Genomic DNA, 15,525 nt, shown 5'->3' with positions numbered 1-15,525 from the left:
GATACCTTGCAGGAGGAAGTAACCCAAAAAACGATTGCCCTATACGTCAAAGTGGGAAAAGGCGCGGCGCGGCTTACCGAACAGGCGTTACAGAAAGCAATCCAAAAGTTTTTGGAGCAGAAAAGCAAACCCGCGCATGGGAAACAGACCATGCGGCAGCTTATGAAGCAGAACGCGGGTGTTTCCAACATCGAGATCACCGACAGCAATATTAAAGCCTTTGAGAGTACGGCGAAGAAATACAACATAGATTTTTCGCTAAAAAAGGTTAAGGGCGAGCAGACCCGTTACCTTGTGTTTTTCAAAGGCCGGGACGCGGACGTTATGACCGCAGCGTTTCAAGAGTTTTCCGCAAAGAAGCTGAACCGGGAGAAAAAGCCCTCTATCCGCAAAGCCCTTGCCGCTGCAAAGGACAAGGCGAAGCAGCTTAACGCCGCCCGCGACAAGGTAAAGAAAATGGACAGGGGGCGCGAGATATGAAGCAGATCAACTACAAAAAGCTGATACTTCCGAATATCCCCTATGTGTTCTTTGTCTATCTCTTTGATAAAGTCGGACAGGCGGTGCGGCTTGCCCCCGGCGCGGATATTTCTGCAAAGATACTGAATATCACACAAGGATTTTCCGCAGCCTTTGAAAACGCCTTGCCGAGCGTTTACCCGTTGGATTTGCTTGTCGGCATTGTCGGTGCGGTGATTATCCGCTTGATAGTCTATGTCAAAGGGAAAAACGCGAAGAAATACCGCAAGGGCGCGGAGTACGGCTCTGCCCGATGGGGAAACGCCGAAGATATAAAGCCCTACATAGACCCGGATTTCCAAAACAACATCATTTTGACGCAGACGGAACGGCTTACCATGAACAGCCGCCCGAAGCAGCCGAAGTACGCGAGAAATAAGAACGTCGTCGTGATCGGCGGCAGCGGCAGCGGAAAAACAAGATTTTTTGTCAAACCTAATCTAATGCAGCTTCATTCCTCTTACGTCTTAACCGACCCGAAAGGTACGGTTTTGATTGAGTGCGGGAAGCTGCTGCAACGGGCGGGCTACCGCATTAAGGTACTGAATACGATTAACTTCAAAAAATCTATGCACTACAACCCCTTTGTGTATATCCGCAGCGAGAAAGATATTTTGAAGCTGGTAAATACGTTGATAGCGAATACCAAAGGTGAGGGAGAAAAAAGCGCGGAGGATTTTTGGGTAAAGGCAGAACGGCTTTTGTATTGCGCGTTGGTGGGCTACATCTGGTACGAAGCCCCCGCCGAGGAAATGAACTTTATTACCCTGTTGGAACTTATCAACGCCAGCGAAGCCCGCGAGGACGACGAGGAATATCAAAGCCCCGTCGATTTGCTGTTTGCCGACTTGGAAGAACGCGACCCCGACCATTTCGCGGTGAAGCAGTACCGAAAATATAAATTGGCGGCGGGCAAAACCGCAAAATCAATCCTCATTTCTTGCGGTGCGAGGCTCGCTCCTTTTGATATAAAGGAATTGCGCGATCTTATGTCCTACGACGAATTAGAACTTGACACGTTAGGCGACAGAAAAACAGCTTTGTTTTTGATTATGAGCGATACGGACAGCACGTTTAATTTTGTTATCGCTATGCTGCAATCGCAGTTATTTAATCTCTTGTGCGACAAGGCCGACGACGAATACGGCGGCAAGCTGCCGGTTCATGTTCGCTGCCTGTTAGACGAGTTTGCAAACATTGGACAAATCCCGCAGTTTGAAAAATTGATTGCCACAATCCGCAGCCGGGAAATCTCGGCTTCTATCATTCTGCAATCGCAGAGCCAGCTAAAAGCCATTTACAAGGACGCGGCAGAAATCATACTTGACAATGCCGACAGCACCTTGTTTTTGGGAGGGCGCGGGAAAAATGCAAAGGATATTTCGGAGAACTTGGGACGTGAAACAATCGACAGTTTCAACACTTCCGAAAATCGCGGCACGCAGGTTTCTCATGGCCTCAATTATCAGAAATTGGGAAAGGAGTTGATGACACAGGACGAAATCGCAGTTATGGACGGAGGAAAATGTATTTTGCAGTTGCGCGGCGTGCGCCCCTTTTTCAGCGATAAGTACGATATAACGCAGCACCCGAACTACAAATACCTTTCCGACTTCGACAAGAAAAACGCTTTTGACGTTGAACGGTATATGTCCACCCGTCCGGCAATCGTAAAGCCCGACGAACCCTTTGACATATACGAAATAGATTTGTCCGACGAGGACGCAGCCGCCGAATAAAAACGGCGGCATTTTTATTTCCAACAACATTTTTTGAGCCGTTTTAGCGGCAGAAAGCGAGGTTTATATGGATTTTTTCAACAGCGCAGTTGACGTATTGCAGACTTTGGTAATCGCGCTTGGCGCAGGACTTGGCATTTGGGGCGGCATTAACCTCATGGAGGGGTACGGCAACGATAACCCCGGCGCGAATGCTCATGTACGGTAAGGAAGCAAGCAACCGAAAACAAGAGATAGACCGCCAGCACTACACTATTCCGAACCAAAGACCAAAAGATAAGCATTGTGGGAAAATCTAAACTTTTGGATTTTCCTACAATGCCGACTACGGCGGAATCCCTCCCACTCCTTATATCTTTCTTTCCGTATACATTGAATTTGTATTTAGTAAATGCTATAATGTCCCTATTCAAATTATAAATGTGTTGAATTAGTTACATGTACATATTTTTTGTGCCGGAGGAAGTGAAATGAAACAAAAAATTTATCTCATTACAGGCTTAATGGCTTCTGGAAAATCTACAGTTTCCGATTTACTGGCAAAATCAATAGAAAAATGCGTCCATCTTCGTGGTGATGTGTTCCGAAAAATGATTATTTCAGGCAGAGAAAATATGTCAGCTACCCCATCAGCGGAAGCAGTCCGCCAGCTGTACCTTCGATACAAATTGACTGCTGATGCGGCAAGGTCATACTTTGACAACGGCTTTTCTGTAGTGATCCAAGATAACTACTACGGTGATGAATTAAACCGAATGATAAATTATCTGCATAAATACCCTGTTGAGGTTGTCGTTCTTTGTCCAGATGTGGAAACAATAAAAGGAAGGGAACGATACAGGGAGAAAACAGGCTATTCCGGCTTTACGGTTGAAACCTTATACGATACATTTATGCAGACAACACCACGGATCGGCTTTTGGCTGGACAATTCCAACCAAACACCACAGCAGACAGCAGAAACCATTCTGAACGCCAGAAAGTCGGTATGATTGTTACATATAAGGGGAAGAAAAATTTCTTTTAGGTACTTTCTTTCCTAAAACTAATGTGATATAATAGCATCATTCCAAAAAAGGAGTAAAAAATATGCGGCAAGGTATTCTTAAATAAAACTATAATCAAATAGTGGGAACAAAGGATTATGATAGTCCCTTTTGTGGGGGCTTGGTTTTTTGTACCCAATTTAAAAATACTTTTGCCTTATCAATTTTGACATATCCGAAAAACAGCAATCACAAACAGGTGTATGCTGTATATGTGTATGTCCGCAAATTATAATCCCCAGTGGTAAAAGTATTTTACTGCTGGGGATTTTTATGCCCTTTTGGGGCTGTAAAAGGAGGACAATCACATGAAAATAATCAATATTGGAATTCTCGCCCATGTAGACGCAGGAAAAACAACATTGACGGAAAGCCTGCTGTACACCAGTGGAGCGATTGCGGAACAAGGAAACGTGGATAAAGGAACTACAAGAACAGACACTATGATTTTGGAACGGCAGCGCGGAATTACCATTCAGACAGCGGTTACTTCTTTTTGCTGGAATGATTATAAAATCAATATCGTGGACACTCCCGGTCATATGGATTTTTTAACCGAAGCATACCGCTCTTTATCTGTCCTTGACGGAGCTGTTTTAGTCATTTCGGCAAAAGACGGCGTACAGGCACAAACCCGTATATTATTCCATGCGCTTCAGAAAATGGACATTCCGACAATTATCTTTATAAATAAGATAGACCAAAATGGGATCGACCTGCGGCGTGTTTACCAAAGCATTAAAGATAAACTTACCAGTGATATGATTGTCATGCAGGAGGTTTCCCTGTCGCCAAAGATAACCATGACCGATATTTCTGATTTGGACAAATGGGATATGATTATTTCCGGAAGCGATGAACTATTAGAACGATATGTTGCAGAGGATTCTTTGGATATACAGGAATTACAATATGAAAAGTGCAAAAGAACCAGATGCTGCTCTTTGTTTCCTGTTTATCATGGGAGTGCAAAAGACAATTTAGGAACAGAAAAACTGATTGAAGCGATTACAGAAACTTTCATTACAGAAACAGACGATATTCAGTCTGAATTATGTGGATATGTTTTTAAGGTTGAGTATACAGAGCGGAAAAAACGGCTTTCTTATTTACGCCTGTATCATGGGACGCTCCATTTACGGGATACCCTGCTGCTGTCAAAAAAGGAAAAAATAAAGATTACAGAAATGTGTATTCCGTCAAATGGTGAAATCGTCCCGGTTGACCATGCCTGTCCGGGAGAAATTGTTATTTTAGCTGATGATACTTTGAAACTGAACGACATTCTGGGAAATGAAAAACTCCTGCCTCACAAAACACGGATTGATAATCCCATGCCATTACTTCGGACAACGGTAGAGCCGCAAAAGCCGGAGCAAAGGGAAGCCCTGTTAAATGCCCTCACAGAGATTGCTGATACAGACCCTCTTTTGCATTTTGACATTGATACTGTTACACATGAGATTATATTATCTTTTTTGGGAAAAGTACAGTTAGAAGTTATTTGTTCGCTATTAGAAGAAAAATATCATGTGGGCGTGGCTATGAAAGAGCCTTCGGTTATTTATCTGGAAAGACCGCAAAAAAAAGCGAGCTACACGATTCATATTGAAGTGCCGCCGAATCCGTTTTGGGCATCTATTGGTTTGACTGTAACACCGCTTCCTGTTGGAAGCGGAACACAATATAAAAGCGAGGTATCTCTCGGCTATTTAAACCAAAGTTTTCAAAATGCCGTCATGGAGGGTGTGCGTTATGGAATGGAGCAGGGCTTATATGGCTGGGGAGTGACAGACTGCCAAATTTGTTTTGATTATGGAGTTTATTACAGCCCGGTCAGCACCCCCGCTGATTTTCGTTTTCTTGCGCCTGTCGTGTTGGAGCAGGCATTGAAAAAAGCAGGAACACAACTGTTGGAACCATACCTTTCCTTTACCCTTTTTGCACCGCAGGAATATCTTTCACGGGCTTATAATGACGCACCAAAGTATTGCGCAATCATTGAATCAACCAGACTTGAAAAAGATGAAGTTATTTTTAAGGGGGAAATCCCTGCCCGTTGTATTGGTGAATATAGAAATGATTTGAATTTTTATACAAATGGAAGAAGTGTCTGCATTACAGAATTAAAAGGGTATCAGGAAACTTCCGGCGAGCCTGTGTTTCAGCCACGCCGCCCGAACAGCCGTTTAGACAAGATCCGGCATATGTTTCAGAAGATAATGTAACATCTTGCGCAATGCAAACGTTCATTGCTGGCTATTGCGAAATATCATTGATAAAATCAGCATCAGAGAGGAGGAACCATTTTGAACCAGAAACAGACGGATATTACAACAGGAAAGCAAATACGTCATCTGCGAACACAATCGGGAATGACACAGGAAGAACTGGCTGGGAAATTGAATGTTACCCGGCAGGCGCTATCGAATTGGGAGAGAGATGTTAATGAACCCGATTTAAATACGTTGAAAAAAATTTGTTTTCTTTTTGGAGTCCACATGGACGATTTTGCGAAGGAGGTAATAACAAAAATGGAAACATGTGAAAAAAAGAGAAACGACAATTTAATAAGTATGATATGGCAATTGGACTTTTTTATGGTGTCGGGATATTTCTTGGCATTGGTATTTTCTTTGTTGGCGGTTTTATGACAATGTCGGGTGCAGGGTGGGGAGCATCACTATTTGGCGGTGGCTGTTTTTCTCTTGTATTTGGCTTGATATGCCATGCAGTTATTACATTGAGAAGAAATGACAAATGATGACATATCCTGCTTTCTAGTCTTTTCGGTCATATCGCGTAAAAAAGCCGCTGCTTTTGGCTTTCCAATAGCGGCGGCAAAGGGAAATATCCTTTGAATACCTTACAGAAGAAAAGTTTTGCAGCATTATAAAAATAAAAGCCTATACCATTTTGGAAAGAAAAGATACATAATAGTCAAGACGGCAACAATCAGAAGTTATGGAGGGTAACAATGGAATATAGTAAGGAAGATTTAATGGAAGCAAAAAGGCAAATTTTGGGAGTGGGAGAGAACATGGGAACAGAGGAAAGCAAAAAGATCTGGGAGAAAAACGCACAATTTTGGGATGATGCAATGGGTGACGAATCCAATGAATTTCACAGAGAGGTAGTACGTCCCAAAGTAACGGAACTTCTCTCTCCTGATCCTTCGGATTACATTTTGGATATTGCGTGCGGCAATGGAAATTATTCTTCGTATCTTGCACAGAGAGGCGCTTCGGTCGTCGCTTTTGATTACAGCAAAAAAATGATAGAATTGGCTAAAAGACGGCGATCACAATATGCAAAACAAATTGAGTTTTGCGTAGCGGATGCGACCAATAGAGAAAGCTTATTAGGATTAAAAAGAAATCGAGCCTTTACGAAAGCAGTTTCTAATATGGCAATTATGGATATTACGGATATTGAACCGCTTTTTATGGCTGTTTATGAACTATTGGAGGAAAACGGGATTTTTGTCTTTGCAACGCAGCACCCTTGTTTTATCACATTGACTGAAAAATATATGACACCGCACAGTTACTATGATATAGCGATCGAAGGGCAGCCGGAGGAGCAGATTTATTATCATCGTTCCATACAAGATATTTTTAACCTTTGTTTCAGAGCTGGATTTGTCATTGATGGATTTTATGAAGAATGTTTCAAAAACAATAAAGAAATTCCTATGGTAATGATAGTAAGGCTTAAAAAGGTAAAACGTGATAGCTTAAAATAAATTCAAGTTTGCCGGATAAATAGCAAACCCGGCCGAGCCAGTCAACGGTCAAGATGAACGGGCTTCGCCCGCCGTTGACAGCCCCGCCCGGTTTTGCAGTTAGGCAGTCAAGGAGCGACAGCCTAAAGTGCTGCCGCCCCTTACTATCATAAAAAGCAACTACTAACCAGCCACAGCCCTTTTGGGAGGAAAGGGGGATTTTCCATGACCTGTACAGAAGAATATCGGGAACATATCGAGTACACTTTCCATGCCTTTTGCAAAGTCGTTATCCGAAATGCAACGATCAACGCAGCGAGGACACGGAGCAGGAAGCACAAAAGAGAAATATCCCTTGAATACCTCACAGACGAAAAGCACTACCCTTTAGGCACGACAGATGAATATTTCCAAGCCCCGGAGCCGGACGAGGAATACATACTTACCCTTTGCGGCGATACGGTCATTTTCAGCAGCGGTTTACTTGCGGAAGCCCTGTCACGGCTGGACGAACGGGAGCGGGAAATGATTTACCTGTCCTTTTTCAAGCGTATTCCACAGCACGAAATTGGCAGACAGTACGGGCGCAGCCGCAGCACAGCGGGCTACCATATCCGAAAAGCCCTACGGCAGCTCCAAGCGGAAATGGAGGGAATGGCATATGAGAAATAATAGGCTTCTCCCCTATGAAACAATCGTCCAAGCCGCCAGCGGGGAGCCGGAAGCGGTGGGAACTGTATTGCAGTATTACCGCCGCCGCATACAATGTGCCGCCCGTGTGAATGGACGGGTAGACCAAGATACAGAGGACTACATCACCCAGACGCTTCTCACAGCTATTTTCAAGTTCCGCTTTGGGAGATAGCCCTACCGCCTACAACTGAATAACCGCCGCTTCGCCGGCAACCAGAAAGCAGTAAATCTATTCAACAGATTTGCTGCTTTTTTTCGTTCCTGTTTGGCATTTTTGAAAATCCCCAGTATGAAAAAACAAAAGGGAAAATTGCCGCCGCAGTTGGCAAAATCCCTTACTTATCCGTGGAGGGTATCAAAGAAAAAAATACTGCCATTGTCCGCCTTTTTCGGCTTGCGTGGTGTTGTAGGGAATAAGGGGAAATTCTAAAAATCTCCGTCCATTTTGCTTTGCGTGGTGTTGTAGGTAGTGAAAGGAAAATTTTCAAGATATGCCGGAATAGCGGGTAGCAAAGCCCTTTTGAAACGTCTTGTTAGCGGAAAGTACGGAAGCCGGGGAACGCCGGAGTTTTTCAGAGCAAGATTCTACCGCAGTACCAAAATTCGCTTATCGCTCATTTTGCCCCTGCGGGAATCTTGTTGGGGAGTGCCTTCCCCAAACCCTGCTTATGCGGCTTACGCCGCTGGAAAATCCCTCAAAATAATTTTTCGGATTTTTCAAAAACAGTTCCGCTTTACACCCTGTTTTTCTCCTATTAGTGAGAGGACACCACGCACAGCCGAAGGAGGTTTTACCATGCGAAAACGATATAACACGCCGCACCGCAGCCGGGTAGTCAAGACACGCATGACCGAGGAAGAATACGCCGAGTTTGCGGAAAGGCTTTCTGCTTACAACATGAGCCAAGCCGAGTTTATCCGGCAAGCCATAACCGGGGCAGCCATACGCCCCATCATAACCGTTTCCCCCGTCAATGACGAGTTGCTTGCCGCTGTCGGGAAGCTGACCGCCGAATACGGCAGGATCGGCGGCAACTTAAACCAGATAGCCCGGACGCTGAACGAGTGGCACAGCCCCTACCCGCAGCTTGCCGGGGAGGTACGGGCGGCGGTTTCCGACCTTGCTGCCCTAAAGTTTGAAGTCTTGCAGAAAGTGGGTGACGCTGTTGGCAACATTCAAACATATCAGCTCTAAAAATGCGGACTATGGCGCAGCGGAAGCCTATCTCACATTTGAGCATGACGAGTTTACCATGAAGCCCACCCTTGATGAAAACGGGCGGCTGATACCGAGGGAGGATTACCGCATTTCTTCCCTCAACTGTGGGGGCGAGGATTTCGCTGTTGCCTGTATGCGGGCTAATCTCCGCTATGAGAAAAACCAAAAACGGGAAGATGTGAAAAGCCACCACTATATCATCAGCTTTGACCCACGGGACGGGACAGACAACGGCTTGACCGTAGACCGGGCGCAGGAGCTGGGCGAGCAGTTCTGTAAAGAGCATTTCCCCGGACACCAAGCCTTAGTCTGCACCCACCCGGACGGGCATAACCACAGCGGCAATATCCATGTGCATATCGTCATCAACTCCCTGCGGATTTATGAAGTCCCGCTTCTGCCCTACATGGACAGACCAGCCGACACACGGGAGGGCTGCAAGCACCGCTGCACCAACGCCGCTATGGAATATTTCAAGAGTGAAGTCATGGAGATGTGCCACCGGGAGGGGCTTTACCAAATCGACCTCCTAAGCGGCAGCAAGGAACGGATAACCGAACGGGAATACTGGGCGGCAAAGAAAGGACAGCTTGCCCTTGATAAAGAGAACGCTGTCAGAGAAGCCGCAGGACAGCCGACCAAGCCCACCAAGTTTGAAACGGACAAGGCGAAGCTGCGCCGGACGATACGGCAGGCACTTTCCCAAGCTGGCAGCTTTGACGAATTTTCTTCCCTTTTGCTGCGGGAGGGTGTGACCGTCAAGGAGAGCCGGGGGCGGCTTTCCTACCTCACGCCGGACAGGACAAAGCCTATCACAGCCCGGAAGCTGGGGGACGATTTTGACAAGGCTGCTGTCCTTGTCCTGCTTACGCAGAACGCCCACAGAGCCGCCGAACAGAGCAAAGCCATACTCGAATACCCTGCCGCGGTTAAAAAGCTGTCACAAGGGGAAAAAACCACAAAAACCACCCCGGCAGACAACACCTTGCAGCGCATGGTTGACCGGGAAGCCAAGCGAGCCGAGGGCAAGGGCGTGGGCTATGACCGCTGGGCGGCAAAGCACAACCTAAAGCAAATGGCAGCTACCGTTACCGCCTATCAGCAGTACGGCTTTTCTTCCCCGGAGGAACTGGACGAAGCCTGTTCTGCCGCCTATACCGCCATGCGGGAAAGCCTTACAGAGCTGAAGCAGATGGAAAAGACGCTGAACGGGAAAAAGGAGCTGCAACGGCAGGTGCTTGCCTATTCCAAGACCCGCCCTGTCCGGGACGGGCTGAAACAGCAGAAAAACGCCAAAGCAAAAGCAGCCTACCGTCAGAAGTACGAAAGCGACTTTATCATAGCAGACGCAGCCGCCCGCTATTTCAGGGAAAACGGCATTTCCAAGCTGCCGAGCTATAAAGCCCTGCAAGCAGAGATTGAAACCCTTATCCAAGAGAAAAACAGCGGCTACAACGATTACCGGGCAAAACGGGAGGAATACCGCCGCTTACAGACTGTCAAGGGCAATATCGACCAGATTTTACACCGGGAGCGCAAGCCTGTGAAAAGGCAGGAACAGGAACGATAAAAACCGCCCCAAAATGTACCCGAACCTATACAGAACAAGGGGGCTGCCCCGTACCCTATCCGCAAATACCAAAGGATTTTTTAACGGGCTTATAGGGCAGAAAAAACCCGAAAATGATACCGAGATGATACAGAATTACCGCCGATACCGCCACACCAGCGGAAACGGCAGAAAGGAGCGCACCCATGCCAAGAATGAGCAAGAAACGGCGGCTGGAATGGTCTTTTTTCCTGCGGCAAGTGAAAGTCGGGAATTCCACCTGCGATCGTATCACATACAATGACCTCTGCCGGGGCTGTACCCATAGCTGCAAGCAGAGCTTCCGGGCGGTTATCATACTCTGCCCCCACTACTACTCCAAACGCCGGAAAAAGGAGGACAGGGACAATGGCAGATAACCGCAAGTATTACTACCTCAAGCTGAAAGAGAACTTTTTTGACAGCGACTCCATTGTGCTGCTGGAAGATATGAAAGACGGGATTTTATACTCCAATATCCTCTTGAAGCTGTACTTAAAATCGCTGAAAAACGGCGGGAAATTGCAGCTTGACGAGCATATCCCCTACACAGCGCAGATGATAGCGACACTGACCCGCCACCAGATAGGGACGGTTGAGAGGGCTTTAGAGATTTTCCGGCAGTTGGGGCTTGTGGAGCAGCTTGACAGCGGGGCTTTCTATATGACCGACATTGAGCTGATGATAGGACAGTCCTCTACCGAAGCCGAGCGGAAACGGGCTGCAAGACTGGAAAACAAGGCACTTTTACCGCCCCGGACAAAAGGCGGACATTTGTCCGACATTCGTCCACCAGAGATAGAGATAGAGTTAGAGAAAGAGATAGAGATAGAAAAAGAGAGAGAGGGAGAAACGGGACACCCCGCCCCCGCCGCTTATGGCAGATACAACAATGTGATACTGACCGATACAGAGCTTTCCGGGCTAAAAACAGAGTTGCCCGACAAGTGGGAGTATTATATTGACCGGCTTTCCTGCCATATCGCTTCCACCGGGAAACAGTACCACAGCCATGCAGCCACCATTTACAAGTGGGCGCAGGAGGACGCTGCCAAAGGCAAGGCTGCCCCGAAACAGGGCATACCCGATTATTCATGCAAGGAGGGCGAGAGCTTATGAAAAACGGAATTGAAGCTATGATTACGGACATTACAGCCACTACCGCCGAAGCGGAGGACTACACAGGCGAGGACGGGCTTTTATACTGCGGTAAGTGCCATACGCCCAAAGAAGCCTATTTTGCAGAGGGAAAGACTTGTTTCGGGCGTGACCGCCACCCGGCAGAGTGCGACTGCCAGCGGGCAGCCCGTGAAAAGCAGCAAGCCGCCGAAAGCCGACAGAAGCACCTTGAAAAAGTGGAGGACTTGAAACGCCGGGGCTTTACCGACCCTGCTATGCGGAACTGGACATTTGAGCATGACAACGGCAGAAACCCGCAGACCGAAACCGCCCGCTTTTATGTGGAGAGCTGGGAAACCATGCAGGCTGAAAATATCGGCTACCTGTTTTGGGGCGGCGTGGGGACGGGAAAAAGCTACCTTGCCGCCTGTATCGCCAACGCCCTTATGGAAAAAGAGGTTGCCGTCTGCATGACAAACTTTGCAACGATACTGGGTGACCTTGCCGCCAGCTTTGAGGGCAGGAACGAATATATTTCCCGCCTTTGCAGCTACCCTCTGCTGATACTTGATGATTTCGGTATGGAGCGAGGAACAGAATACGGGCTGGAACAGGTTTACAGCGTGATTGACAGCCGTTACCGAAGCGGCAAGCCGCTGATCGCCACGACCAACCTCACGCTGGAGGAATTGCAGCACCCGCAGGACACGCCCCACGCCCGTATCTATGACAGGCTGACTTCCATGTGCGCCCCCGTCCGCTTCACGGGCAGCAACTTCCGAAAGGAAACCGCACAGGAAAAGCTGGAACGCTTAAAGCAACTGATGAAGCAGCGAAAGGAGAGCCTATGACAGAAACGAAACAGACAAGCACCACCAAAACAGACCGCCGCCCGGACTGTGTGACGGAAATCCGCATGGGCAACTCCGTCCTTACCGTTTCCGGCTTCTTCAAGCAGGGCGCAACCGACACCGCAGCCGACAAGATGATGAAAGTGCTGGAAGCGGAAGCTGCTACACAAAAAACGGCGATTTGACCGACCATAAAGAAGCAGATTTGACGCTTTTGCCGCTATACAGACAGCCGCCCCATGTGGTACAATCAAGGTACGGAATAGTGGGGCTGGCTGTCGGAAACGGAGGATTTTATGTTAAGACAGACCAACCAACAACCAATTACCGCCCTTTACCCAAGACTATCCCATGAGGACGAGCTGCAAGGCGAAAGCAATTCCATTTCCAATCAGAAGCGTATCCTTGAAACCTATGCAAAGCAGAACGGCTTTTCCAATCTGCGCTGGTACACGGACGACGGTTATTCTGGTGCGAACTTTCAAAGACCCGGTTTTCAAGCCATGCTTGCGGACATTGAAGCCGGAAAAGTCGGGACAGTTATCGTAAAGGATATGTCGAGGTTAGGGCGAAACTACCTGCAAGTGGGAATGTACACGGAAATGATTTTCCCACAGAAAGGTGTCCGCTTCATCGCTATCAATGACGGAGTGGACAGCGCACAGGGCGACAATGACTTTGCCCCGCTGCGGAATATCTTTAACGAATGGCTGGTGAGAGATACGAGCAAGAAAATCAAAGCAGTAAAACGCTCAAAAGGCATGAATGGCAAGCCCATCACAAGCAAGCCTGTGTATGGCTACCTCATGGACGAGGATGAAAATTTCATTATTGACGAGGAAGCTGCACCCGTAGTCAAGCAGATATACAACCTCTGTCTTGCCGGGAATGGTCCGACCAAGATAGCCCGTATGCTCACAGAGCAGCAAATCCCCACGCCGGGAACGCTTGAATACCGCAGGACGGGCAGCACCCGCCGCTACCACCCCGGCTATGAGTGCAAGTGGGCGACCAATACCGTAGTGCATATCCTTGAAAACCGGGAATACACAGGCTGTCTGGTAAATTTCAAGACAGAAAAACTTTCTTACAAAGTCAAGCACAGTGTAGAAAATCCCCCGGAAAAGCAAGTGATTTTCGAGAACCACCACGAGCCTATCATAGACACCCAAACATGGGAACGGGTGCAGGAGCTTCGCAAACAGCGCAAACGCCCAAACCGCTATGATGAAGTGGGTTTGTTCTCCGGCATACTGTTCTGTGCGGACTGCGGCAGCGTGATGTATCAGCAGCGATACCAGACGGACAAGCGCAAGCAGGACTGTTATATCTGCGGCAACTACAAGAAACGCACCCATGACTGTACGGCGCACTTTATCCGCACCGACCTCTTGACCGCTGGTGTACTCTCCAATCTGCGGAAAGTGACCAGCTATGCGGCAAAGCATGAAGCCCGGTTTATGAAACTCTTGATTGAGCAGAACGAGGACGGGGGCAAACGCAGGAACGCCGCCAAGAAAAAGGAACTGGAAGCCTCCGAGAAACGCATAGCCGAGTTATCCGCTATCTTCAAGCGGCTGTATGAGGACAGCGTGACCGGGCGCATATCAGACGAGCGTTTCACAGAGCTGTCGGCAGACTATGAAGCAGAGCAACGGGAGCTGAAAGAAAGAGCCGCTGCTATTCAAGCGGAGCTTTCCAAAGCACAGGAAGCCACCGTGAACGCAGAAAAGTTTATGAATGTTGTCCGGCGGCATACCAGCTTTGAAGAACTTACCCCTACTCTGCTGCGGGAGTTTGTAGAGAAAATCGTTGTGCATGAGTGCAGCTATGACGAGAACAAGACCCGCAGACAGGACATTGAGATTTATTATTCTTTTGTTGGCAAGGTGGACTTGCCCGAATAACCGCCCGACCTATCCGACACAATGCGCAAGTGCCGGATAGGAACGGCAAAATTTTTTACACTTCTATTACTTCTTTATCGCACATCAGTAAAGTCGCAGGGCATGAAACAGTTGATGGCGGGCGGCGGCGTTGCCCTTATCGGCCTTACCCTTGTCCCGCTGCTCTCCGGCCTGTTTGGATAATGCCACAAACTAACACTACCCGCCGCGCTCTCCCGCTTCACGCGGGAGGGCGCGGGAAAGGAGGGATTAGCTTTTGATATGGCAGATGATTGAAGATTGGTTTCGCGGCATTTTGACAGACGGAATACTCTCTAATCTCTCCGGGCTGTTCGACAGCGTAAATACAGAGGTTGGAGAAATCGCAACGCAAGTCGGCACAACCCCCGCCGGGTGGAACGCGGGCATATTCAATATGATACGCAGCCTATCGGAAAACGTCATTGTGCCGATTGCGGGCGTTATCATTACCTTTGTCATGTGCTACGAACTAATCCAGCTTGTAATTGAGAAAAACAATCTGCACGATCTCGACACTTGGATTTTCTTCAAGTGGATTTTCAAAACCTTTGTTGCGGTGCTGCTGGTAACAAATACTTGGAACATCGTCATGGGCGTATTTGACATTACACAGAGCGTCGTCAACGACAGCGCGGGCGTTATCATATCCGACACAAGCATAGATATTGCAACCGTTATCACCGATATAGAAGCAAAGCTGGACGCTATGAGCGTCGGCGGGCTTTTGGGGCTATGGTTTCAATCACTCTTTGTGGGGCTTACCATGAAAGCGTTGTCTATCTGTATCATGCTGGTGGTGTACGGGCGCATGATTGAAATATACCTTGTAACGAGTATCGCCCCTATCCCCGTTGCGACAATGGTAAATCGTGAATGGGGCGGCATGGGACAGAACTACTTAAAATCCTTGCTTGCCCTCGGTTTTCAGGCTTTTCTAATTCTTGTGTGCGTCGGTATTTATGCGGTTTTGATACAGACAATCGCAGCAACCGATGACATATCCGGCGCGATCTGGTCTTGCATGGGCTATACCGTCCTCTTGTGTTTTACGCTTTTCAAAACGGGAAGCCTTGCAAAATCCGTATTCAGCGCGCATTAA

The 15,525-nt window shown here is 47.7% G+C and carries 16 protein-coding genes and 2 pseudogenes; all 18 read left to right on the top strand.

What is annotated here, in order from left to right; all coding sequences use genetic code 11:
- Window positions 1-6 precede the first annotated feature (6 nt).
- The 18 genes and pseudogenes from CIB36_RS04465 (at window position 7) to CIB36_RS04375 (ending at window position 15,525) form a co-directional block, all read left to right on the top strand.
- Window positions 7-480: a PcfB family protein gene (locus CIB36_RS04465; RefSeq protein ID WP_002604484.1), complete on the top strand. Its 474-nt coding sequence runs from the start codon at window positions 7-9 to the stop codon at window positions 478-480.
- Complete coding sequence (locus CIB36_RS04460; protein ID WP_002604483.1) at window positions 477-2,258, top strand: VirD4-like conjugal transfer protein, CD1115 family; 1,782 nt, start codon at window positions 477-479, stop codon at window positions 2,256-2,258. The genes CIB36_RS04465 and CIB36_RS04460 overlap by 4 nt, the downstream gene beginning before the upstream one ends.
- 67 nt (window positions 2,259-2,325) lie before the next feature.
- Window positions 2,326-2,454: pseudogene (locus CIB36_RS04455) on the top strand (Maff2 family mobile element protein); the annotation flags it as partial.
- Window positions 2,455-2,728: 274 nt separating this feature from the next.
- Window positions 2,729-3,250 (top strand): AAA family ATPase, encoded by a 522-nt coding sequence (locus CIB36_RS04450; RefSeq protein ID WP_093988346.1) that lies wholly within the window; start codon window positions 2,729-2,731, stop codon window positions 3,248-3,250.
- A gap of 362 nt (window positions 3,251-3,612) precedes the next feature.
- The gene (gene tet(32) / locus CIB36_RS04445) at window positions 3,613-5,532 is read left to right on the top strand and encodes a tetracycline resistance ribosomal protection protein Tet(32) (protein ID WP_002602099.1); all 1,920 of its coding nucleotides are present in this window, start codon (window positions 3,613-3,615) and stop codon (window positions 5,530-5,532) included.
- A gap of 81 nt (window positions 5,533-5,613) precedes the next feature.
- Window positions 5,614-5,958 (top strand): helix-turn-helix domain-containing protein, encoded by a 345-nt coding sequence (locus CIB36_RS04440; RefSeq protein WP_002602098.1) that lies wholly within the window; start codon window positions 5,614-5,616, stop codon window positions 5,956-5,958.
- A 323-nt stretch (window positions 5,959-6,281) separates the two neighbouring features.
- A complete protein-coding gene (locus tag CIB36_RS04435; RefSeq protein WP_002602097.1) occupies window positions 6,282-7,049 on the top strand; it encodes a class I SAM-dependent methyltransferase in 768 nt (255 codons plus the stop codon).
- A 204-nt stretch (window positions 7,050-7,253) separates the two neighbouring features.
- Window positions 7,254-7,700, top strand: a complete 447-nt coding sequence (locus CIB36_RS04430) for an RNA polymerase sigma factor (protein WP_002602096.1) — start codon at window positions 7,254-7,256, stop codon at window positions 7,698-7,700.
- Window positions 7,690-7,893: a helix-turn-helix domain-containing protein gene (locus tag CIB36_RS04425; RefSeq protein WP_002602095.1), complete on the top strand. Its 204-nt coding sequence runs from the start codon at window positions 7,690-7,692 to the stop codon at window positions 7,891-7,893. The genes CIB36_RS04430 and CIB36_RS04425 overlap by 11 nt, the downstream gene beginning before the upstream one ends.
- Window positions 7,894-8,517: 624 nt before the next feature.
- On the top strand, window positions 8,518-8,916 hold the full coding sequence (locus CIB36_RS04420) for a plasmid mobilization protein (RefSeq protein ID WP_002569238.1): 399 nt from the start codon (window positions 8,518-8,520) through the stop codon (window positions 8,914-8,916).
- Window positions 8,888-10,510: a relaxase/mobilization nuclease domain-containing protein gene (locus CIB36_RS04415; protein WP_002569237.1), complete on the top strand. Its 1,623-nt coding sequence runs from the start codon at window positions 8,888-8,890 to the stop codon at window positions 10,508-10,510. Before CIB36_RS04420 ends, CIB36_RS04415 begins: the two co-directional genes overlap by 29 nt.
- A 185-nt stretch (window positions 10,511-10,695) precedes the next feature.
- Window positions 10,696-10,908, top strand: coding sequence for a hypothetical protein (locus CIB36_RS04405; protein WP_002569236.1), 213 nt, complete (start codon window positions 10,696-10,698; stop codon window positions 10,906-10,908).
- Window positions 10,898-11,647 carry a phage replisome organizer N-terminal domain-containing protein gene (locus tag CIB36_RS04400; RefSeq protein WP_002569235.1) on the top strand — a complete coding sequence of 250 codons (750 nt, stop codon included), beginning with the start codon at window positions 10,898-10,900 and terminating at the stop codon, window positions 11,645-11,647. Before CIB36_RS04405 ends, CIB36_RS04400 begins: the two co-directional genes overlap by 11 nt.
- Entirely contained in the window at window positions 11,644-12,498 is an 855-nt protein-coding gene (locus tag CIB36_RS04395) for an ATP-binding protein (RefSeq protein WP_002569234.1), read from the top strand. Before CIB36_RS04400 ends, CIB36_RS04395 begins: the two co-directional genes overlap by 4 nt.
- On the top strand, window positions 12,495-12,683 hold the full coding sequence (locus tag CIB36_RS04390) for a transposon-encoded TnpW family protein (RefSeq protein WP_002569233.1): 189 nt from the start codon (window positions 12,495-12,497) through the stop codon (window positions 12,681-12,683). The genes CIB36_RS04395 and CIB36_RS04390 overlap by 4 nt, the downstream gene beginning before the upstream one ends.
- Window positions 12,684-12,794: 111 nt before the next feature.
- Complete coding sequence (locus CIB36_RS04385; protein ID WP_002569232.1) at window positions 12,795-14,405, top strand: recombinase family protein; 1,611 nt, start codon at window positions 12,795-12,797, stop codon at window positions 14,403-14,405.
- 90 nt (window positions 14,406-14,495) lie between these two features.
- A pseudogene (locus tag CIB36_RS13720) lies at window positions 14,496-14,588 on the top strand (Maff2 family mobile element protein); the annotation flags it as partial.
- A 73-nt stretch (window positions 14,589-14,661) separates the two neighbouring features.
- On the top strand, window positions 14,662-15,525 hold the full coding sequence (locus CIB36_RS04375) for a VirB6/TrbL-like conjugal transfer protein, CD1112 family (protein WP_002604481.1): 864 nt from the start codon (window positions 14,662-14,664) through the stop codon (window positions 15,523-15,525).

This window comes from Massiliimalia timonensis (genome assembly GCF_900186585.1).
GTDB classification, from domain to species: Bacteria; Bacillota; Clostridia; order Oscillospirales; family Ruminococcaceae; genus Massiliimalia; species Massiliimalia timonensis.
The sequence above is the reverse complement of the archived record's forward strand: the minus strand, read 5'-3'. Positions and strand labels throughout refer to the sequence as shown.

Excerpts from the sequence above, each read along its gene's own strand:
- CIB36_RS04460 (WP_002604483.1), top strand. The coding sequence starts at position 477 with ATGAAGCAGATCAACTACAAAAAGCTGATACTTCCGAATATCCCCTAT.
- CIB36_RS04425 (WP_002602095.1), top strand. The coding sequence starts at position 7,690 with ATGAGAAATAATAGGCTTCTCCCCTATGAAACAATCGTCCAAGCCGCC.
- CIB36_RS04385 (WP_002569232.1), top strand. The coding sequence starts at position 12,795 with ATGTTAAGACAGACCAACCAACAACCAATTACCGCCCTTTACCCAAGA.
- CIB36_RS04390 (WP_002569233.1), top strand. The coding sequence starts at position 12,495 with ATGACAGAAACGAAACAGACAAGCACCACCAAAACAGACCGCCGCCCG.
- CIB36_RS04435 (WP_002602097.1), top strand. The coding sequence starts at position 6,282 with ATGGAATATAGTAAGGAAGATTTAATGGAAGCAAAAAGGCAAATTTTG.
- CIB36_RS04395 (WP_002569234.1), top strand. The coding sequence starts at position 11,644 with ATGAAAAACGGAATTGAAGCTATGATTACGGACATTACAGCCACTACC.
- CIB36_RS04430 (WP_002602096.1), top strand. The coding sequence starts at position 7,254 with ATGACCTGTACAGAAGAATATCGGGAACATATCGAGTACACTTTCCAT.
- CIB36_RS04420 (WP_002569238.1), top strand. The coding sequence starts at position 8,518 with ATGCGAAAACGATATAACACGCCGCACCGCAGCCGGGTAGTCAAGACA.
- CIB36_RS04400 (WP_002569235.1), top strand. The coding sequence starts at position 10,898 with ATGGCAGATAACCGCAAGTATTACTACCTCAAGCTGAAAGAGAACTTT.
- CIB36_RS04405 (WP_002569236.1), top strand. The coding sequence starts at position 10,696 with ATGCCAAGAATGAGCAAGAAACGGCGGCTGGAATGGTCTTTTTTCCTG.
- CIB36_RS04450 (WP_093988346.1), top strand. The coding sequence starts at position 2,729 with ATGAAACAAAAAATTTATCTCATTACAGGCTTAATGGCTTCTGGAAAA.